This window comes from uncultured Lutibacter sp., assembly GCF_947493565.1.
GTDB classification, from domain to species: domain Bacteria; phylum Bacteroidota; class Bacteroidia; order Flavobacteriales; family Flavobacteriaceae; genus Lutibacter; species Lutibacter aestuarii.
This window is the reverse complement of sequence record NZ_CANLRG010000010.1, coordinates 49,672-71,281: the sequence shown is the minus strand read 5'-3', so window position 1 is coordinate 71,281 and position 21,610 is coordinate 49,672. Positions and strand designations below refer to the sequence as shown.

Genomic DNA, 21,610 nt, shown 5'->3' with positions numbered 1-21,610 from the left:
TTATAATTTTATTTAAAATCTAATTGAAAGTCCACCACCCCAACCATATCGGTTGTTATAATTCCCTTGAATTGAAAAATTTCGAGATAAGATGTACGATGCTCCAATTAACCATTGAGTTTCACCTTCATAAGAATTGTTGTTTTCTAAATCATTGACCCATCCAAAATCCGCTCTATACTCGTATTCTCCTTCGAGAAAAATTCTAGGAAAAATCAATAGTTCTCTGTCCAAACGTATTCTTGGGCGCAGTTGATGGTCCATACTCACATCCACATTAAATCTGTAAGGCGTGAAATATTTAACTCCAACTAATCCTACAGTATTAAATGTATCATAAGAATTTGGTGTAGAAGTTTCAGTATTTACACCTGCATACACACGTACCCAATCATTGAGATATCTGTTATAATTTACTTCTATCTCGGCATTTTGGTTATAATCAAACTCGGCACGTAGTCCAAATTCGTTACGAATGTTGCTTGACATCAATAAAAGTTCATTAAAGTTTGAACCTACACGTGCAGCTCCCCAAGAGTAATAATGGTCAGTTTCATCAATTAGTTTTTGAACTGGATAAGGTTTCATCTTTTCATCGCGTGGTGTATCATAGCTAAATACTCTTGCCATACCACCCATCATATGATATAACACGTGACAATGAAAGAACCAATCACCATATTCTTCGTTATAAAATTCGATGACCACTTTTTGCATAGGTGGTACATTGACGGTATGTTTTAATGGGGAACGTTCGCCATTTTCATTGATGACCCTAAAGTAATGTCCGTGTAAGTGCATTGGATGATGCATCATTGTTAGGTTATTCAAAGTAATTCTAGTAACCTCTCCACCTTTAATTTTAATTTTGTCTGTTTCCGAAAGTGGTATGCCATTCAAACTCCAAACATAACGTTGCATATTACCTGTTAGATTAAGTAAAAGGTCGGTTACAGGTATGTCTGCCTTATAAGTCGTGTTTTCTTTTGCCTTTAAAAAATCATAATTGAAATAGGTTTTACGTGTGTCATAATTAAATGAAGTGGTGTCCTTTTGCATCATCTTATGATTCATTGGCATCACATCCTTTTTCATTTCCATATTCATTTCATTCTCCATCTGTCCATCTTTCATATCCATATTCATCTTCATCCCATATTTCTGCATTAGGACTTCTGGTGTGTTACTGTTTTTATTTCCTACTAAAGCAGGTGCACCCATCTTCATATCCATTTTTGCCATTTGCTTCATCATAGCTACTTTATCTGGTCTGTCTATAACTGTTGCTGGATACAGTTTTCCGCTACCTAAACGAATGGACATATTACCAGAACCATCTTGTGCTGTTGCGGTAATTTCCAATGTGCCTTCTGGAATGGTTACAATCACATCATAGGTTTCGGCAATTGCAAAAAGAAATCGGTTTTTATATTTTGGTGTTACATCCACACCATCACTCGCTACAATCATCGGGTTACCACCACCAAAATCCAGCCAATAATAAGATGAAGCAGATGCATTAATAAAACGTAGTCGTACTTTTTCACCTGCTTTAAACTCTGGATATTCTGCAACTTTTTTACCATTGGCTAAAAACGCAGGATAGTAGATATCTGCAATATCTGCACCTTCCATTCTATCGCGCCAAAATTTGAATTGTGCGCCTAATGCATCTTCTTTTATAACTCTGCTTAATGGTACCGCTGTTCCTTTTTTAACCTGATACCACTCATTTCCTCGTTTAAGGTTTCGCAGTACATTTATTGGTTTTTCATTTGTCCAATCGGAAAGGACTACGACTAAATCCTTATCATAGTCCAAGGTCTTTTCTTTAGGATGAATGACTATTGAGCCATAAACTCCTTTTTGCTCTTGCAACATCGTGTGGGAATGATACCAATATGTGCCAGATTGGTTTATAGGTATTCTATATTGAAATGTAGTGTTTGGTTTTATAGGTGGCGTAGTTAAATAAGGTACACCATCATAAAAATTAGGAAGTATTAAACCGTGCCAATGTACAGAGGTTTCTTCATCCATTTTATTGGTTACGTTAATAATAGCGAGGTCACCTTCATTAAATTCTAATGTAGGACCTGGAATTCCACCATTAATTGTCATTCCTTTGGCGGTTACACCTGAAAGAGTTATTTCATTTTCTTCTATAGTAAGGTTATACTCTTGTATGTTTCGGCCTTCTTCTTTTCTATCTTGACCATTTGTACCAACTTGGGCAAATGCCATTGAAGTTAGAAACAAGAGAAATATTGTGTTAAACGTTTTCATTGTTTACTGAATTAAATAATTAATGATTGTACTTTGCACATAGTAGGTCTTCACAGATTCTATTTGGTTCATTTGAAACTTTAGCTGCAACTCTTGAATATCCAAAACATCATTAAAATCAATCGTTCCTGTTTCATAGCTTTTGATTAAAATGTCTTCTGCATCTTTGGCTTGCTGTAGGTTTTTGGTTTGGGTAGCATAACTTATTCTTGCAGAAATGCGTTCGTTATTCGCTTTGTCTAAAAGCGTTTCCAATGCATTTAAACGTTCCTGTTTTTGAGCAGTAATTTCCTGCTGTTGCAAATCATTTTGTTTGGTTTGGGATTTATATTTCTTATTGAAAATTGGGATAGATACCGAAACCATTGGCATTACAATATCCTTTCCGTTATCGCTGAAATCCATATTTGGTCTTTCAGCAACATTGATATAATCTAATCCAAAACCAATCATTGGACTGCTTTCTTTTTGATTCAATAATTCTGATTGCTCTATGGATTGATAGAGTTTATCAAATTTTAGTAATTCAGGATGTAATACTAATTTTTCAAAAGTAATATCAAAGTCTTCTGAAGGTATCATTAAACTATCTACCACATTCACGGTAACATCATTATCTCTATTCAATAGATTATTGAAGTTAGTTTGTTCTGCTAAAAACTGTTGTTGCAATACATCTTTTAATTGTTGCATTTCGTTCTGACGCATTTGCAATCGCAACACATCTACTGCGGATGCTTTACCAACCTCTACAGAAGTTAATGCCAACGTTTCATAAGTTTCTAATAGTTTGATGTTTTCAGTTAAAACCTCTTGCTTTGCTTTGTTAGCGTATAAATTATAATAGGATTGTGATACCGAAGCCATTAGTTTTCGCTTTGCGATAACAATGTCCTCGTATTTAGCATCTGCCAATGAACTCACGTAATTTTCTCTCGAAGTAATAGTCCCAAACCACGGTAACATTTGTTTAGCAGATACTTTAAAGCGTTGTGCACCTGTTCGTGTTTCTGGTTCACTTACAAAATAACCTACACCAAATTCGGTATTAGGAATGGTGTTGACCTCGTTTACCTTTTCGGAAGCTCTTTTGTATTGTAACTCAAACTTTTGAATTTCTGGATTGTTTGTTAAGGCTTCACCGATAAGTATTTCTAATTGTTGAGCGTTCGCAAAAAGACTCAAGAAACAAGAGCCAAGAGCCAAGACGATTTTTATTTGTATTGATTTATATTTCATTTTGATGTTCTTTTAAGTTGAACTTCTGCTTTCCAGCTATACAATACTGGTACAACAAACAAAGTGATTAAGGCTATAAGCATTCCACCAAAACTTGGTATTGCCATAGGTATCATTATATCGCTTCCTCGACCTGTAGAGGTTAATACTGGTAATAATGCTAAAATGGTCGTAGCTGTAGTCATTAAACACGGTCTGATTCGTTTTTCACCAGCTTCAACAACTGATGCTCTAATTTCCTTTTTATTCTCTGGTGTGTTTCTATCGAATGTTTGGGTTAAATAAGTTGCCATTACAACTCCATCATCGGTTGCGATACCAAATAGTGCAATAAACCCAACCCAAACCGCTACACTTAAATTAATGGGGTGCATTTGAAATAAATCGCGCAGATTTTCACCAAAGACATTGAAGTTTAAGAACCAATCTTGACCATAGAGCCATATCATTACAAAACCACCAGCAAAAGCAACTGCAATACCTGTGAATACCATTAGTGATGTCCCTACTGAACGAAATTGGAAATACAGAATTAAGAAAATGATTGCCAACGCTAAAGGCACAACAACCGACAAGGTTTTTTCTGCTCTTAATTGGTTTTCATACGTTCCCGTAAATTGGTAGTTGATACCTTTTGGGACTACCAATTCGCCACTATCTATCTTTTCTTGAATTAAGGTTTGTGCATTTTCTACCACATTGACTTCTGCAAAACCATCCATTTTATCAAATAACACATAGCCAACTAAAAAAGTGTCTTCACTTTTAATTACTTGTGGACCTTGTTCATATTTTATAGTCGCTAATTCACTTAAAGGAATAGGGCTTCCTTTTTCAACAGGCACATAGATTTGTTTTAAATCGGTTGGATTTGCTCTTAATTCTCTTGGGTAACGAACTCTAACACCATAACGCTCACGACCTTCTACTGTCTGTGTTAATACCATACCACCAACAGCCACTTTCAAAACATTTTGAACTTCCTCAATGGTTACGCCATAACGAGCAATTTTCTCTCTATCAATATCAATTAACAAATAGGGTTTACCTACAATACGGTCTGCAAAAACAGCTTCATCTTTTACACCTTCAGCTTGTTTTAAAATATCTTCTAATCGCATTCCAAACGCTTCAATCTGCTTTAAATCTTGCCCTTTTATTTTAATACCCATTGGTGCTCGCATTCCTGTTTGCAACATTACCAATCGGGTTTCAATAGGTTGTAGCTTTGGTGCAGACGTTACGCCTGGTAATTTGGTCACTTTTACAATTTCGTTCCAAATATCATCTGGTGATTGTATTTCAGGTCTCCAATTTCGATAGAACTCTCCATTATTGTCTGGAATGAGTTGAGACCTTTCGACTGTGCTCAAGGTGACATTTTCTGTATTATTTGGATTTGCGATAAATCGACCATCTTTTAATTCAAACAAGCCATCATTATTCACTTTATAGCGTTGACGTTCTCGGTTTTCATTCAGCATATATTCTGACTTATACTGAATAACATTTTCATACATTGATAGTGGTGCTGGGTCTAATGCAGATTCTGTACGACCTGCTTTTCCAACTACAGTTTCGATTTCAGGAATACTGGCAACTGCCATATCTAACTGCTGTAAAACACGCTTATTTTCTTCTACACCAGAATGTGGCATAGAAGTAGGCATCAATAAAAAAGAACCTTCATTTAACGATGGCATAAATTCTTTGCCTGTGTTTTTCATAATGAAAAAACCAGCAATGACAATTGCAGTTGGAATTGAAAGAAATAGTAATTTATTATCTAAACACCATCTTAAAATTCGAGTATAATACCTGATAAACAATGAGAAAACACCCAATAAGCCAAAGCAAATGACACCAACAAAGATGAGGTTCCAGAAGATACTTTTATCAACTCCTAAAGGTCTCCAATATTCCGCTAACAGAAATACTATTGCAGTTGTACATATTATGATATTAATTAAGTTGGATAGTTTTTCTGTTATTTTATTTTGAGTACTTAACAATGCTGTGATACCAAAAGCTATCAATATTAATCCTAACCAATAACCATAGATTATTGCTATTATCCCTAATACTATTAAAACACCATTTAAAGCATATTTAAAATGTGTTTTTATGCTTTTCTTTCTGAATAAAAACGCTGCAAAAGGTGGAATTAAAAACAATGCTACAATTATTGAAGCTGTTAATGCAAAGGTTTTTGTGAATGCTAATGGTCTGAATAATTTTCCTTCAGCGCCAATCATTGTAAAAACAGGTATAAAACTTATAATTGTTGTCATTACTGCGGTTACAATTGCGCCAGAAACTTCGGCTGTTGCATTGTAAACTACAGTATTAATGGATTGTGTTCCATTATCTTCATCTAAATGCCGAATGATGTTTTCTGAAAGTATGACACCAACATCTACCATTGTACCAATAGCAATAGCAATACCAGACAAGGCTACTATGTTTGCATCAACATTAAAGAGCTTCATTGCTATAAATACCATTAAAACTGCAACTGGTAATAATCCAGATATTAGTACTGAAGCTCGAAGGTTAAATACCATAATGATTATTACCAAAATGGTTATTAAGATTTCTAAAGTCAAGGCTTCATTTAGAGTACCTAAAGTTTCTTGTATCAATTCTGTTCTATCGTAAAAAGGTACTATGGTAACTTGTGAAGTTCTACCATCACTCAAAACTTTTGAAGGTAAACCTGCACTTAATTCATTAATTTTTTCTTTTACATTATTGATAACTTCCATTGGGTTTGCACCATAACGAGCAACCACAACAGCACCAACAACTTCCGCACCTTCCTTATCTAATAAACCTCGTCTTGTTGCTGGACCTAATGAGACTTTTCCAATGTCTTTAATTTTTATTGAAGTGAAATTTTCAGAATCAACTACAGCATTTTCAATATCTGCAATAGATTTTACATACCCCAAACCACGAACTAAATATTCGGCTTGGTTAATTTCCAAAGTCTGTGCACCAATATCCTTATTACTTTCCTTAACCGCTTTTACAACGTGATGCAATCCAATATTATACTGACGCATTAGTTCTGGATTTACGTCCACTTGATACTCCTGAACATAGCCACCAATAGAAGCAACCTCTGAAACACCACTTGCAGAAGATAACGCATACTTCACATAGTAATCTTGAATACTACGTAATTCGTGTAAATCCCAACCTCCAGTTACATTTCCGTTTTCATCTCTACCTTCTAATGTATACCAAAAGATTTGACCTAAACCTGTGGCATCTGGACCTAATGAAGGGTTAACACCATCTGGCAATAAATTACTTGGCAAAGAGTTTAGTTTTTCAAGGATTCGACTACGACTCCAATAAAACTCTATATCTTCTTCAAAAATGATATAGATACTTGAAAATCCAAACATAGATGAACTACGAATGGTTTTTACTCCTGGAATACCAAGTAATGATGTTGTTAATGGGTACGTTATTTGGTCTTCAATATCTTGTGGTGAACGACCGTCCCATTTTGTAAATACTATTTGTTGGTTTTCACCAATATCTGGAATTGCATCTACTGCTACAGGATCGCTAGGAAGAAATCCTGTATTCCAATTAAAGGGTGCATTTACGATACCCCAACCTATAAACAGTGCTAGTAATAATACTGCTACCAGTTTATTTTCTATTAAAAATTTAATGCTTTTATTTAGCATAAGTTTGATTTTAAACAATTAGACAATGGTGTTAAAAACACCGAATACAACAAATTATCCTTATAACTTTACAGCCATAGGATAAAACAGTCAATTGTTTTAAAATCAGATTAAATATGTTTCGTCTAGCTTGTAGATTTTCCTGCTGACGAGAGGGGATTGATGTTCATCATATAAAGATACCTCGCTATCTATACTTTCGAAAAGATTTACGTAAGTATAAATAAATGAAGTAATGAATACTTGTTGCTCAAAAGAAATAGTATCTATTGAAGATTGTAATTCATTTTGACCCTCAATTTTTTCAAATTCATCACTACAACAATTTTTCTTTGATACAGAACATTCATTAGTTGAAGTTGCTAATTCCATTTCCATTCCGCAAGTTTCTGCTTTTGAAAATATGGCTGAATCAACCAATTTATCTCCACAATAATGCATATTAATAGTAAATGACATTGTAGAGCATAACACTACAATAGCCATTAATATTGACATTATTTTATGGAAAACTTGTTTCATATTGGTAACAAAGATAACAAATTATAATGATTCTAAATTAGTTTAACAGGAGTTTAACGCTTAACTCCATTTCATTCGTTGCAATCTAACCGCATTTAAAATAGCTAATAAAGCTACACCTACATCTGCAAATACAGCTTCCCACATTGTTGCTAAACCACCTGCTCCTAGAATTAAAACAATAGCTTTAACACCAAAAGCTAATATGATATTCTGCCATACAATTTTACGAGTAGAACGACTTATTTTAATGGCTTTTACCACTTTTGAAGGTTGGTCAGTTTGAATAATAACATCTGCTGTTTCAATAGCAACATCACTTCCCAAACCACCCATAGCAATACCTACATCACTTGCTGCTAAAACTGGTGCATCGTTAATACCATCACCAATAAAAGCTATTTTATTTTCAGGGTTTCTTTTTAAAGTTTCAACTTCATTTAATTTATCTTCTGGCAATAAACCACCTCTGGCCTTTTTAATATTTAATTCAATTGCTATTTGTTGGGTAATAGAATCTTTATCACCTGAAAGCATCATTATATTTTTAATACCTACTTTATGCAATGCTGTAATTGTTTCTTTAGCATCTTCTTTTAATTCATCTGCAATTACAACATAACCTGCGAATTTATTATCGATAGCTACCAAAACAATGGATTCTACAATAGCTTCTGTTTCAGTTGGAACATCTATGATATTTGTATGCATTAAGGCTTTATTTCCAACTAAAACTATTTTACCATTCACAATGCCTTTTAATCCTTTTCCTGCAACTTCAGATACTTCTACTGCTTTAAAATCTTTTCCAACTTCTTTATACTCCATTATGGCTTTTGCGATAGGGTGTGTGGATTGTTCTTCCATAGCCATTAGGAATTTCATAAATTCAGATTCTTCCCAGCCAACAGTCTTTATTTCCTTAATTTTGAAAACACCTTTGGTAACAGTTCCTGTTTTATCCATTACCAATGTATTTATTTTGGTCATAGCATCTAAAAATGAAGCACCTTTAAATAATATTCCATTTTTTGAAGCTGCACCTAAACCTCCGAAATAACCCAATGGAATAGAAATTACCAAAGCACAAGGGCAAGAAATTACCAAGAAAATTAATGCTCTGTATAACCAATCTGTAAAAATATAATCCTCTACAAAAAAGTAAGGTAGAAATGTAACAGCAATTGCTAAATACACTACAATTGGTGTATAGATACGTGCAAATTGTCTTATGAACAATTCTGTTTTCGATTTACGTGCTGTAGCATTTTGAACTAAATCTAATATTCTGGCAATTGAACTATCTTCAAACTTGTTTGTTACCTCAATTTCTATCACACTTTCTAAATTGATACTACCTGCATATACTTTTGCGTTTTTTGTAAGCGTATCTGGTTTACTTTCACCTGTTAAAGCTGCGGTATTTAATAAGGCCTTTACTGATAGTAAAATACCATCTAAAGGAATTTTTTCGCCAACACGAATTTGAATTTTTTCGCCAATATGTACGTCTTCTGGTGAAACACTTGTATAATCACCATTCCGAAAAACGTTAGCTTCTTTTGGTCTGACATCTAATAATGCTTTGATATTTCCTTTGGCTCTTTTAACAGCAGCTCCTTGGAACAATTCTCCAACTGCATAAAATAGCATTACTGCTACTCCTTCAGGATATTCACCAATAATAAATGCTCCAATTGTAGCAATAGACATTAAAAAGAACTCTGTAAATACATCTCCTTTTTTAATGCTTTTCCAACCTTCTTTAACCACGGGAAATCCAACAGGCAAGTATGCAATTCCATACCAAATTATACGTAACCAATCTTTGAAAAAAGCTACATTAAAATAAGCTAAAGCTATTCCGATCATAAGCATTAAAAAGCTTACGATTGCAGGGAAATAAATTTTGAAAGTAGCACTATTTACAATGACGTGGTTATGGCCATCATTGTGACTACGCTGCTTTGTAGATTTTGGCTTTAAATCTCTTAAATTGACTTTCTTTTTTTTCATTATTATTCTAAATTCTTCAAATTAAATATTTATATCCAACGTCTTACTTTTTTTGCATACTCTAAATAATCATTTCCAAATTCTTGTTTTAAGAATGCTTCTTCTAATCTAATTTGGGTATTTATACTTGTTGTTGATAATGCGATTATTACTAATGTAAAAGCGTTTGGAATCACTAAAAACAATCCAATATTTGCAATCATAATCCCAAGGAAAATAGGGTTTCTTGAAATCGAAAACAATCCTTTGGTAACTAACGATGTCTTGTTTTTTTCATCTATTCCAATTCTCCAAGAATTGGCCATATTAGATTGAGCAATCCATACTACAATTAGCGAAAGAATTAAGAATCCCCAACCTATTTTTAATAAAGCAACACTTTCTAAATACCAAAAAGGGAGTAAATATTTGTACCAATCAAATTTAAAAGCATAAATACTTACAATAATTAGCTCTAAAAAAGAGATCAAAGTAAATACTTTACCATTATAACCGTGTGCATCATCTGTTTTGTTAAAAGTTAAAGGGTTTACTCTAGTTTTTATAAAGAGTGAAACTGACCTTATTACAAAAACTAGCAGAAAATATATTAGTAAGTAAATAAATAAAATCATCAAATTATAATTGCATATTCAAAGCAAATATGCTGAAAAAACAAATGCAATGGAAGTGCATTAATGACCGCTACATTTATCACAAAACCCTTTTACCACCAAGTTTACATTTTCTGCAACAAAACCATCAGGTACTTTAATTTGAGGAATTTTATGAGCTGTAAGGCATACTGTTTCATTGCAGTTGTTACAATGGAAATGTAAGTGTAAATCATTTTCAATTTCACAATTACATCCTTTTTCACATAATGCATACTTTGTAATACCTGTACCATCATCTATTTGATGTACGATTCCTTTTTCTTCAAATGTTTTAATAGTTCTGTATAATGTAGTTCTATCTGACTTTTCAAAAGCATTTTCGATATCACTTAATGTTACAGCAACATCCTTTTCTACAAGAAACTTATAGATAAGTAATCGCATTGCTGTAACACGTATATTTTTAGATTCTAATAATTCCTCTATTGTTTTCATTATTTAATGTTCGTGTTCTGCTTCGCCTTTTTTCATTTCAGCAATCAGGTAATAAGCATTATTATAAGCAAATTTTGTGGTTTTATCTAATTCTTCAGTAAATTGAACTGCAATCCAATTGCCATCTTTTGCACCTAAAAGCACTTCAACAGGCTTAAAACTCCAGTGGTCATTTTCTTTTTCTACTGAAAATGCATAAAACCTATCTCCATCTTTTATAATTGCACTTTCAGGTAATGCTTTTGTTTTAGTTTTATTTACCTGAATTTTACCTTGAATGTACATACCAGGAATTAAGTTATCTCCTTTATTTTCAATTTCAGCGTGAACGTGTACCGCTTTTGGGTTGTCTTCAAATGTTTTACTTATTGAAAAGATTTCAGCTGTAAGTTCTGTATCTGGTATAGACTGCACAGTAAATGTTACTTTTTGACCTTTTTTCACTTTATACGCATCTTTTTCAAATACCATCAAATCTGCGTGAACGTGAAGCGTATTAACAATTTCGAATAATTCTGTTTGCGGCTCTACATATTGCCCAATTTTCACCTCAACCTTTTGTACAAACCCTTCTATAGGACTACGTAATGATATACTTTGTGCAATTGTACCATTTCTTACTGATATTGTATTGATATTTAATATTCTTAATTGAGCTTCCAATCCATTTACCATAGCTTTTGATGCTTCATACTCTGCTTCTGCTTTTTGAAAATTTGCACCAGAACCAACACCTGCATCATATAATTTTTGTTGACGCTCATAGTTTTTCTTTAAAAAATTACTATTGCTAAAAGCATTCAAATAATCAGTCTGTAGTTTTATAATATTAGGGTGTGATAGATGGGCCACAACTTGGCCTTTTTTAACTTTATCACCTTCAATTACTTTTATAGATACTACATTTGCACCAATAACTGAAGTTATTGCTGCTTCGTTTTGTGGGGGTACTTCTAATGTACCATTAGCCTCTACATTTCCACTCATATTTCGTAATGAAAGTGTGTCAATCTTCATTTTTAATGCATTATACTGCTGCTGCGAAAGCATTACTTCTTCGTTCTCACCGTGTTCTTCTTCATTTTTTGGTTTTTCACTATGTGAATGACCATCATTGTCACTATGACTTTCTTTGTTTCCGCAAGCAAAAACAGTAATGGATAAGACTATAATAGTTAGGATTTTATATAATTTATTTTTCATTTTCTTATTGATTAAAATATTGTAGTTGAAATGTGCTTTCTAAATAGTTTATTAAAGCTGTTTGTGCATCTAGCTCGGATTGAATGGCTTCTTTTATTAATTGTGTGAAGCTAGTGTAATCTATTTCGCCTTCTTTGTACGCCAGTAAAGCACCTGTTTTTTGCTCCTTTGTTAATGGCAATACCTGGTTTTTGTAAAATTCCCAAGAGTTTTTCCATTTGATATAATTTTCTTTAGCCTGAACAAATTTTGATTGTACTTCTTGCTTTTTGAATTGGACATTGGCTTCGGCTATCTCTTTATCAATTTTGGTACTTCTAATTTGTGCTTTGTTAGTACCAGACAAAAACGGAATGGAAATACCTGCTTGATAACTGTAAAACCCAGAAATTCCTTCTACTTTTTGTAAACCACCTTGAAGATTGAATTTTGGTAAATTATCAGCTTTTGCAACTTTATAATTGGCTGCTGCTTCATTTACAATGTTCTGCGACATACTGTACAACGGATGGTTTTCAATATTGAACTTTTCAATGTTTAAATCTATTGCAGAATCAAATTCATCAGAAACAGTAAAAATTTCATCTGAAACCAACCATAAATTTAATTGCTGTAGAGCGATTAGATAATCACTATATGCTTGCATTTTTTTATTTTGAATTTGAAAAGCTTGGTTTTTAGCTGCTGAATATTCTAATCTTGAAATCGCTTCTACTTCATAATTTAACGCAACAGCTTGTTCGAAATTGGAATAAATGGAATCCAATTCCATATAAAGGTTATAGTTTCTCTTCATTTGATAACATTTTGACCAGGCCTTTTTAACTTCTAATTCTAATTCTAATACAGAAAGTTGATAAGCTTTTTGTGCTAATTGTACTCGTTGTTTTTGTAACTTCCTCTTTGAACCAATACCAAAAATATTTATATCGGATTGACCTATACCAATGGTTGTGTAGACTCCTTCATCTCCATTAATTTCTTCACCACCTGTAAAGACTTCAGTTGTACCTAAATCATAAGCAGTAGCTTTTAATTGTTCCTGTTTTGTGATTTCTAACTGTTTTTGCTTTAACAATGGGTAATTCCTTTTAGATAGTTTTACCGCATCCATTAAGGTTATTTCAGGAAGTGTATTGTTTATCTGTTGTGCATTACTTTGTTCAGAAAAACCAAACATTAAAAGCAAAACTGCTGTTGCTGTAACCAACTTTTTATTCGGAATAAATTTAAACGATTTGTTTTCTACCCAATGGTATAAAATTGGTAAAACGAATAAGGTTAGTAATGTAGAAGTTAATAAACCACCAATAACAACAGTTGCTAGTGGGCGTTGAACTTCTGCTCCGGCAGATGCCGAAATCGCCATAGGCAAAAAGCCTAATACATCTGTAAAAGCTGTTAGCATAATTGGTCTGATTCTTCGTTTTGTACCTTCAATAATTCTATCTTTAAGGTTGGTAACACCCTCTTCTTTTAATTCATTCAAACCACTAACCATTACCAATCCATTTAAAACTGCAACCCCAAATAGTACTATGAAACCAACACCTGCTGAAATACTAAATGGCATATCACGTAACCATAAAGCTACAACACCACCAATGGTTGCCATAGGAATAGCTATGTAAATCATTAAAGTTTGTGGCAATGATTTCAATGCAAAATAAATTAACACAAATATTAGCAATAGTGCAATAGGTACAACCGTTTGTAATCGGTTACTTGCACGTTCCAAATTCTCAAAAGCACCACCATAACGAATGAAATAACCAGATGGTAATTCTAATTGTGCATCTAATTTTGATTTTATTTCATTTACTAATGATTTTACATCGCGACCTCTAACATTTACACCTACATAAGTTCTTCTGTTTGTGTTATCTCTACTAATTTGCATTGGTCCTGCTTTATAACTTACATCAGCTATTTCACGCAGTGGAATTTGAGTTCCCGAAGGTAGGTTGATGTACAAGTTTTGGACATCTGAAATATCTTTTCGGTTTTGAGAATTTAAACGAACTACTAAATCAAAACGTTTTTCACCTTCAAAAATAACACCTGCTATACCACCTGCAAATGCTGATTGTACTGTTTGATTTAAGGTATTTATATGAAGTCCGTATTGTGCTAATTTATTTCTATTGTAATTAATAGTCATTTGTGGTAAACCTGTTGTGGCTTCCGCTTTCATATCACCAATACCTTCTGTACCTGCAATAATTTTAGATATTTCTTCGGCTTTTTGGGATAAGATGTCAATGTCTTCCCCATATAATTTTATGGCAATATCTTCACGCACACCTTCAAGTAATTCATTAAAACGCATTTCAATAGGCTGGGTAAACTCATAATTAACACCTGGAACTATTTCAACAGCTTCTTTCATCATCTCTATCAATTCATCTTTTGAAGTTGTTGTGGTCCACTCACTTTTAGGCTTTAGAATTACAAAAACATCTGCTAAATCCATTGGCATTGGGTCTGTTGGAATTTCAGCTACACCAATACGACTAACTATTTTTTCAACTTCCGGAAATTTAGCTTTTACAATTTGCTCTATTTTTGTAGTTGTTTCAATGGTTTCTGTAAGTGAACTTCCTGGTTTTAATATGGCGTGAAATGCAATATCCCCTTCATCAAGCTGCGGAATGAACTCACCACCCATTTTTGTAAACATAAAAACTGCAATTGCGAATAGCACAACTGCACTACCTATAATCCACTTTCCTTTTTGTAATGCTCTTTCCAATAAAGGTTGGTATTTGTCTTCTACCCATTGTACAAATTTATCTCCATAAGATTTTTTATTGTTTTTCGGAGCTCTTAACACTAGTGCAGACATCATTGGCACGTAGGTAAGACAAAGCACCATCGCTCCAATCATAGCGAAAATGAAAGTCATAGCCATTGGTTTGAACATTTTTCCCTCAATACCTTGTAAAGCCAAAATTGGAAGAAAAACAATAAGAATAATGAGCTGACCAAAAAATGCAGCATTCATCATCTTTTTAGAAGCATTAGAAGCTACTTTGTCACGTTCTTTTGCTGTAAGACTCTTCTTTTTTAATATTTGGGATGTAATTAAGAATACTGTACTCTCCACAATAATTACAGCACCATCTACAATAATCCCGAAATCAATAGCTCCCAAACTCATTAAATTTGCCCAAACATCAAATACATTCATCAATATAAATGCAAATAATAATGATAATGGAATTGTTGAAGCTACTATTAAACCACCTCGCCAATTACCTAATAAGAAAATAAGTACAAATATTACAATTAAAGCTCCTTCAACAAGGTTGTTTGACACTGTAGATGTTGTTTCGCCAATTAATTTACTTCGATCTAATAATGGCTGAATGATGATTCCTTCAGGTAATGACTTTTCTATTTGAGCCATTCGTTCTTTTACATTGTTGATAACATTATTGGAATTAGCGCCTTTAAGCATCATTACTAAACCACCAACAACTTCACCTTCTCCATCTTGTGTTAATGCACCATAGCGAATTGCAGCACCAAATTGAACTGTCGCAATATCACCAATAGTTACTGGAATATTATTAACGTTTTTGACTGTTATTTTTTTAATGTCTTCTAAACTACGCACCAAGCCTTCTCCACGAATAAAATTTGCTTGATGGTTTTTTTCAATGTAAGCACCACCTGTATTTTGATTGTTAGCTTCAAGTGCATTAAATACATCTGTAATAGTTAAACCAATAGCGTTTAAATCGTTTGGATCAACAGCCACTTCGTATTGTTTAATTTTACCACCAATGGCATTTACTTCAACCACACCTTCTACCATAGCCATTTGTCGCTGTACAATCCAATCTTGCATAGAACGTAGGTCTGCAATACTATATTTGTCTTTAAACTCTGGTGCTACTTTTAATGTATACTGGTAAATCTCTCCTAATCCAGTTGAAATAGGTCCCATTGATGGTTCACCAAAACCTGCAGGAATTTGTTCTTTAACTTCGTTTAGTTTTTCTGCTACTAATTGTCGAGGTAAATATGTTCCCATATCATCGTCGAACACAATAGTAACAACCGATAAACCAAAACGAGAAATAGATCTAATTTCCTGTACATTTGGAAGGTTGCTCATTGCGACTTCAATTGGGTAGGTTACAATTTGTTCAATATCTTCTGTACCTAAATTTGGGGCTTGTGTAATAACCTGTACTTGGTTATTGGTAATATCTGGAACAGCATCGATGGGTACTTGGGTCATACTCCATATACCTGCTCCAATAATGGTAAGCGTAAGCAAACCAATTATAAATTTGTTATTGATTGAAAAATCAATGATTTTATTAATCATAGAAAAGGTGTTAATTCAGTTAAACTTTTTGATTCAATTCTTCTAATAAAATTAGAATTACTCGAGTTGAAAAGAACCTTTAAAGGTTCAAAATTGGATATAATTATCCTAGATAAAACTGAATTATGCCCTTGGAGGCTGTAAAATAGAAGTAGAATAATTTGTTTCTAAACCGTTTAGGTAGAAGAAATTTTGAGTATAATAATTATTTACATCAAGTTTTGTATAAGTGAATTGAAACTGTATTACATTAATATGACAACAATGACACATACAAAAAGGGGAGCATAAATCTGAATCTTGATGTTGATGCTCGTCACCATTAGTTTGTGAAATTTCTGTTTTAACATTATCATCAATTTCACTATTATCTACACAAGGTGCAAAATTAAGTGCGAGAATATAAATTGAAAATATGAATGCTATAAATTTCATTGTAGCAAATATATAAATTATTTAATGCAATGGCATTGCAAATAAGTTAACGCATTATATTAACTACTTTTTAAGGTAGTTTGATTTTGTTTAATACTACAAAATAGAAAAATGTTTTTTTTTATTTTTAGGAAGATAATACTATATTTGAGTCTTAGGTTTTCATAGGCCTAATCTTTTTCATAGCAATTTTTTTTAACCCACTTCTCTTGAAGTGGGTTTTGTTTTTTCATTCCACAACAAACAACCTAATATAATTGGTGGGACCCTGAACCAAGTTCAGGGTGACGAATAAAAAGTTATTTTCTTTTATCAATTGAGTTTTCATCAAAGCTAATTAAATTAAACATTGTTCTCATTCTGCTTCTCACCCTGTTTCCGTAACGTTTTTCAATTTCTTGCGCGTTGAGGTTCGTGGTTATGTGGGTTAACACCTTCTGACTGCGTTCAGGATTACGCATAAATAAATCGTAACGAGAGAGCAAGATTTCACCTAATACATTGCACTCTTTTGCGTAGTGGCTACCTGTTGGTTCTACTCCTAAATCATCGAAACAATAGTTTTGAGTTTGATTGTATTTTTCAAAAACAGCATAACCTTTTGCATTGAAATTGAAAACAATATTCCTGGAGGGAATGAGTTCGTAATTAGTTTTGTGTGGCGCTAGATGTAAAAGTAATTTCATTAGTGATGTTTTTCCACAACCTACTGGGCCAGATAGTAATAATCCTTTATTGGTGTCTATTCCCATTTGTGCACAACTATAATGATCCTGGATAAAGTAATTGCATAGTTTGAAAAGTAGAGGTTCGTCTTCATTGTAGATTTTGAAATTTTTACCGAATAGTATGTGACCTTTGATGTTGAGGTAGGTTTTTATTTTTTCAAAATCGTAATGGACTGTGTTGTTTCTTATTTCTCCTATTTGGAATTTTGATATTCCTTCGATTTTTATGTGTGGTTGTGGTTTCATAGTTTTTATTTTCCAAATGATGAGATTCCTGCCTACGCAGAAATGACAGAATCTTATAAAGGTTCGTTATAGTTTTTGTTTTGGTTGGTGTGGAGGTTGTCTTGAAAATGGTCAAGTGGTAAATCTGTGTTTTGATTTGTTTTTGATTCTTTTCGTTTTGAAATAGTAAATTCGTCTATTTTTAACATCCAACTCTCTGCTGCAGCTTGCCAATTTTCAATTGGATTGTTTCCTTTTTTCCATCCTACAGATTCGTAGTAATTGAAAAATTTTTCTGCTTCTTTTTCTGACCAATCCTTTTTTTTAAAAAAATTGAAAACCTTTTTTAGAGAGAGAGGTTTATTTATGTTTATAGTATGTTTATTAATGTTTATATTAGATACCAGCGCTTGTTCATTTATGGTAGAGTCTAAATACAAATCTTGCTTATCACTTGTACTGAAATTAAACAACTTCACTTTACTGCCTTTAAACGGATTGTGAGAAGGACTATAAATAATGTATTTCCAATGACTTAACTCTTTAATACAACGATGATATGTTGTGTTAGAACCGATTTTAGAAAACTTCATAACTTCTTCTCGATTTATATAAAATTCATCTGGAAATCGATTGTAATTCCAAATCTGAAATAAAGCAATATATAGGCTAATATGTGTTGGATTTAAACGAGTATCTTTTGAAAATTGATGAAAGATACCGTTGAGATGTTTTATGTAATTCATAGGCTCTAAATAGTAAGATTCTGAACAGGTTCAGAATGACGTTATTCTTAAAATTTGTTATGAATACTGTTTTCTTTCATTACGTTTTCAATTTCTTCTGCATCGTAGAAAATGATCCCTCCAATTTTTGTGTACGGTAGTGTTCCGTTAATTCTTAAAGTTTGAAGTGTTCCCGGACTTACTTTCAATATTTTCATTAATTCTGCTGATTTTAAATATTTTTTTTGAGGTGCAGCAGTCGTTTTTTGAAGTAAACTTTTAATGTCATCTAATAGTTCAATTTTAAACTCTCTTAAATCATCAGTTGTTATAATTTGTGTTGGCATTGATTAAGTATTTTTTAAATTAATAATTGTTTATAGCGATTTGACTTTCGTGCTACAAAGCTTAAAAGTTCTATTGAGAATCTTTAGGTAGTCATTAGGTAGTACCTAAAAAATTTAACATTTTAAAAATTTTAACTTACTGAATGACAAGAGTTTAAAAACTTTGAATTTTAAAAAAAGTTAGAATTTATAATCACACTGGATTCAATTTCAATAAAAAGGTATGTTTATAAATAAAAAGAGATGATTTTTTAATAAAAAATCATCTCTTTTTTTCAATTTTAGGTAGTCGTTAGGTAGTCCTATTTATTATAGAACATATAAAAACCATAACCAACACTAAAACAGTAATTTAACAACAATACTTTAATTAGATTCAATTCTATTAATGAGTCCAATTTTTAAAGAATCTATAAATTTTGTTTGATCTTTCTCTCTAGCTTTAATTTGCTCAAAAACTTTATAAATATTACCTAATTCAATTTCAAAAAGTAGTTCAATTACATTTTTAATTTTTTTTAGTTCTGCTCTTCCATTTCTTAAAACACCTGACTCTTTTAAAGCGAAAATTAATTCAACTAAATCCGTTTTAGTTCCTGTCCAATTTAGATCTCTTAAAATGGCTGGTTTAACCTCTTCGATAACTACATCATTTGATTTCTTGTTTTTAAGTATTTTCAACTCGTTAGAAAAAAATGCAATTAATAAATCGTGTGCAATAATTTTTGATACAAGGTAATCGTGACTGGTTGTAAATTCCGGATCTTTAAAGTGATGCGAGCTATCGATAAATAAATCTAATTGTTCGATATCTCTTAAAAAATAAAGGTGGTCTAGTTTATCTTCTTTTAACCTATAATACTTTACAAATTCCAACTGTTTCCATTTTCTGCTATCTAACCTATCAAGTTCATTGCTAATGTACTTCTGTTGTTTTGAGTTACCAGAAATTGGTTTTTCAAGTAAATAATTATGTAACCATTTAAAGTACTGGAGTCTCCCTTCTACATACGGTTTTTGATATTTAAAAAATGTTATTTCTTCTTTTTTTGAAGGGAATTTTTTAGTCCTTACAAGTGTGCTAAATTCATTTAGACACGTTCTTGAAAGTACAATACCTTGTTTTAAAATTGTTAGATCTTTTAAATTAGATTTTTCAATTAATACAATAGATTTTTTATACCTATTAAAGGCAATAGTAGTTTTTTTCATATAGGTTTTTCAATTTTTTTAAGCATTTAAAAATAAAAAAAAAACTATAAATTAGTTAGCTGTTAGATTTCTTCTGAACTACTTCTGAACCTTGCTCTGATTTGGTATTTAATAACACTTTTAAAGCATTCATATCATCACTTACTTTTCTTTCAATTACTCTAGCATAAATTTGAGTTGTAGCAATTTTTGTGTGTCCTAAAATTTTAGAAACGGTTTCAATTGGAACGCCATTTGTTAGCGTTACTGTAGTTGCAAATGTATGGCGCGCCATATGAAATGTTAGGTTCTTTTTAATCTTACAAGCATCTGCTATTTCTTTTAAATAACTATTTAATTTTTGATTTGATAACGCAGGAAAAACGGTACCATTTAGAGCTGCTCTTTCATTATTTCTGTATTTATCAATTAAGTATTGAGCTTGGTCTAGTATTGGTATTTTCACTGGTGTATTTGTTTTTTGTCTTTTGGTAATTATCCATTTATTACCATCAATCCCAAAAACCACATTGTCTTTTTTAAGCTTCATAATATCAACATATGCAATACCTGTGTAGCTGCTAAAAATAAAAAGATCCTTTACTAAATCTAAACGTTCAATATCTGTGCTATAGTTTTCAATACTTTCAAGTTCTTTTTTTGATAAAAACTCACGTTCCTTTTTAATAAATGAAGGTTTATATTTAACAAATGGGTCTCTTTCTATCCATTCCATATGAAAGGCCATAGTTACCATTTTTCTTAAGCGTTGAATGTGTTTTATGATGGTATTATTACCTATTCTTTTCTTATTTCTTGAAAGTTTATAGCCTCTTAAGAAATTGTCAAATTGCACAACAAATGAATAATTTAGGTCTCTCAAGTAAATATCTGAAGTTTTGTATTCTTTCAGTACGAACTCCATTAAATAACTCTGGGTAGTTTTATAAAGGCCAAGTGTGGCTTTATTTAACTTGTGAGCAAAATTAGTATTATGATAATCAATAATATTTTGAAGCGAATAATATTGTTGGTCGGTTCCTAAAAATCGAGCTTTAATAGCTTCAGCTGTTATTAATTTTCTTTCATTAACTAATTCCTGGTATGCTTTGAAGATTGAAGCTTGTGTTTGGTCAATATAATTATTGATAACTCTAGCCTCTTGACTGTTTCCTTTAATTTTGGATTTAGATTTATCCCAAGATTCTAAAAGAACTTTTCTTTTTAGGCTAATATTAACTCGTTTCTGATTAACCGTAATTCTTGCGAATAAATCCGCTTCGTTATTTTTGGCACGTGAAGCATTAATCCAAATTAGGATTGAAAAAGTGTTTTGGGTTTTCATAGTTGTCGTCTTTTTAAGTTTAACTTTTTTTAAAGACGAAAGTCAAATCAACTATGGATATTGGCCCTAGTAACAAATGTATAAGATTTGTTGACCAAATCCTACCTTATTCTCATTAAATTATGTACTGTTTCACCGTTTTTAAAAATACATTTTATCAGTATTTACAGTATCTACAGCAATAATTCGGTCAACAAATTTACTTTTTTTATTT

Annotated in this window: 15 protein-coding genes; all 15 read right to left on the bottom strand. The window is 32.2% G+C overall.

Features of this window, described 5'->3' with window-relative positions:
- Positions 1 to 12: 12 nt before the first annotated feature.
- A complete protein-coding gene (locus tag Q0714_RS12690) occupies positions 13 to 2,286 on the bottom strand; it encodes a multicopper oxidase domain-containing protein (protein WP_298265630.1) in 2,274 nt (757 codons plus the stop codon).
- A 3-nt stretch (positions 2,287 to 2,289) separates the two neighbouring features.
- On the bottom strand, positions 2,290 to 3,525 hold the full coding sequence (locus Q0714_RS12685; RefSeq protein WP_298265628.1) for a TolC family protein: 1,236 nt from the start codon (positions 3,523 to 3,525) through the stop codon (positions 2,290 to 2,292).
- Positions 3,522 to 7,229 (bottom strand): efflux RND transporter permease subunit, encoded by a 3,708-nt coding sequence (locus Q0714_RS12680; RefSeq protein WP_298265626.1) that lies wholly within the window; start codon positions 7,227 to 7,229, stop codon positions 3,522 to 3,524. The genes Q0714_RS12685 and Q0714_RS12680 overlap by 4 nt, the downstream gene beginning before the upstream one ends.
- Before the next feature lie 105 nt (positions 7,230 to 7,334).
- Positions 7,335 to 7,727, bottom strand: coding sequence for a hypothetical protein (locus Q0714_RS12675; protein WP_298265624.1), 393 nt, complete (start codon positions 7,725 to 7,727; stop codon positions 7,335 to 7,337).
- 84 nt (positions 7,728 to 7,811) lie between these two features.
- The gene (locus Q0714_RS12670) at positions 7,812 to 9,767 is read right to left on the bottom strand and encodes a heavy metal translocating P-type ATPase (RefSeq protein WP_298265622.1); all 1,956 of its coding nucleotides are present in this window, start codon (positions 9,765 to 9,767) and stop codon (positions 7,812 to 7,814) included.
- 29 nt (positions 9,768 to 9,796) lie between these two features.
- Positions 9,797 to 10,381, bottom strand: coding sequence for an isoprenylcysteine carboxylmethyltransferase family protein (locus tag Q0714_RS12665; protein WP_298265620.1), 585 nt, complete (start codon positions 10,379 to 10,381; stop codon positions 9,797 to 9,799).
- A 60-nt stretch (positions 10,382 to 10,441) separates the two neighbouring features.
- Positions 10,442 to 10,858 carry a Fur family transcriptional regulator gene (locus tag Q0714_RS12660; RefSeq protein ID WP_298265618.1) on the bottom strand — a complete coding sequence of 139 codons (417 nt, stop codon included), beginning with the start codon at positions 10,856 to 10,858 and terminating at the stop codon, positions 10,442 to 10,444.
- A 3-nt stretch (positions 10,859 to 10,861) separates the two neighbouring features.
- Entirely contained in the window at positions 10,862 to 12,061 is a 1,200-nt protein-coding gene (locus tag Q0714_RS12655) for an efflux RND transporter periplasmic adaptor subunit (RefSeq protein ID WP_298265616.1), read from the bottom strand.
- Between the two features lie 4 nt (positions 12,062 to 12,065).
- Entirely contained in the window at positions 12,066 to 16,400 is a 4,335-nt protein-coding gene (locus Q0714_RS12650) for a CusA/CzcA family heavy metal efflux RND transporter (RefSeq protein WP_298265614.1), read from the bottom strand.
- Between the two features lie 123 nt (positions 16,401 to 16,523).
- Entirely contained in the window at positions 16,524 to 16,835 is a 312-nt protein-coding gene (locus tag Q0714_RS12645; protein WP_298265612.1) for a DUF6660 family protein, read from the bottom strand.
- Between the two features lie 299 nt (positions 16,836 to 17,134).
- Entirely contained in the window at positions 17,135 to 17,587 is a 453-nt protein-coding gene (locus tag Q0714_RS12640) for a hypothetical protein (protein ID WP_363317307.1), read from the bottom strand.
- 275 nt (positions 17,588 to 17,862) lie between these two features.
- Entirely contained in the window at positions 17,863 to 18,534 is a 672-nt protein-coding gene (locus Q0714_RS12635) for a hypothetical protein (RefSeq protein ID WP_240241939.1), read from the bottom strand.
- A 47-nt stretch (positions 18,535 to 18,581) separates the two neighbouring features.
- Positions 18,582 to 18,860 carry a helix-turn-helix domain-containing protein gene (locus tag Q0714_RS12630; RefSeq protein ID WP_090119995.1) on the bottom strand — a complete coding sequence of 93 codons (279 nt, stop codon included), beginning with the start codon at positions 18,858 to 18,860 and terminating at the stop codon, positions 18,582 to 18,584.
- A 366-nt stretch (positions 18,861 to 19,226) separates the two neighbouring features.
- Entirely contained in the window at positions 19,227 to 20,072 is an 846-nt protein-coding gene (locus Q0714_RS12625) for an RteC domain-containing protein (protein ID WP_090119993.1), read from the bottom strand.
- Between the two features lie 55 nt (positions 20,073 to 20,127).
- Positions 20,128 to 21,396, bottom strand: coding sequence for a site-specific integrase (locus Q0714_RS12620; RefSeq protein WP_240241941.1), 1,269 nt, complete (start codon positions 21,394 to 21,396; stop codon positions 20,128 to 20,130).
- Positions 21,397 to 21,610: the final 214 nt, after the last annotated feature.

Coding starts and splice junctions, on each gene's coding strand:
- Q0714_RS12685 (WP_298265628.1), bottom strand. CDS start 3,525: ATGAAATATAAATCAATACAAATAAAAATCGTCTTGGCTCTTGGCTCT.
- Q0714_RS12640 (WP_363317307.1), bottom strand. CDS start 17,587: ATGGGAATAGACACCAATAAAGGATTATTACTATCTGGCCCAGTAGGT.
- Q0714_RS12655 (WP_298265616.1), bottom strand. CDS start 12,061: ATGAAAAATAAATTATATAAAATCCTAACTATTATAGTCTTATCCATT.
- Q0714_RS12620 (WP_240241941.1), bottom strand. CDS start 21,396: ATGAAAACCCAAAACACTTTTTCAATCCTAATTTGGATTAATGCTTCA.
- Q0714_RS12645 (WP_298265612.1), bottom strand. CDS start 16,835: ATGAAATTTATAGCATTCATATTTTCAATTTATATTCTCGCACTTAAT.
- Q0714_RS12670 (WP_298265622.1), bottom strand. CDS start 9,767: ATGAAAAAAAAGAAAGTCAATTTAAGAGATTTAAAGCCAAAATCTACA.
- Q0714_RS12680 (WP_298265626.1), bottom strand. CDS start 7,229: ATGCTAAATAAAAGCATTAAATTTTTAATAGAAAATAAACTGGTAGCA.
- Q0714_RS12690 (WP_298265630.1), bottom strand. CDS start 2,286: ATGAAAACGTTTAACACAATATTTCTCTTGTTTCTAACTTCAATGGCA.
- Q0714_RS12625 (WP_090119993.1), bottom strand. CDS start 20,072: ATGAAAAAAACTACTATTGCCTTTAATAGGTATAAAAAATCTATTGTA.
- Q0714_RS12675 (WP_298265624.1), bottom strand. CDS start 7,727: ATGTCAATATTAATGGCTATTGTAGTGTTATGCTCTACAATGTCATTT.
- Q0714_RS12650 (WP_298265614.1), bottom strand. CDS start 16,400: ATGATTAATAAAATCATTGATTTTTCAATCAATAACAAATTTATAATT.
- Q0714_RS12635 (WP_240241939.1), bottom strand. CDS start 18,534: ATGAATTACATAAAACATCTCAACGGTATCTTTCATCAATTTTCAAAA.
- Q0714_RS12665 (WP_298265620.1), bottom strand. CDS start 10,381: ATGATTTTATTTATTTACTTACTAATATATTTTCTGCTAGTTTTTGTA.
- Q0714_RS12630 (WP_090119995.1), bottom strand. CDS start 18,860: ATGCCAACACAAATTATAACAACTGATGATTTAAGAGAGTTTAAAATT.
- Q0714_RS12660 (WP_298265618.1), bottom strand. CDS start 10,858: ATGAAAACAATAGAGGAATTATTAGAATCTAAAAATATACGTGTTACA.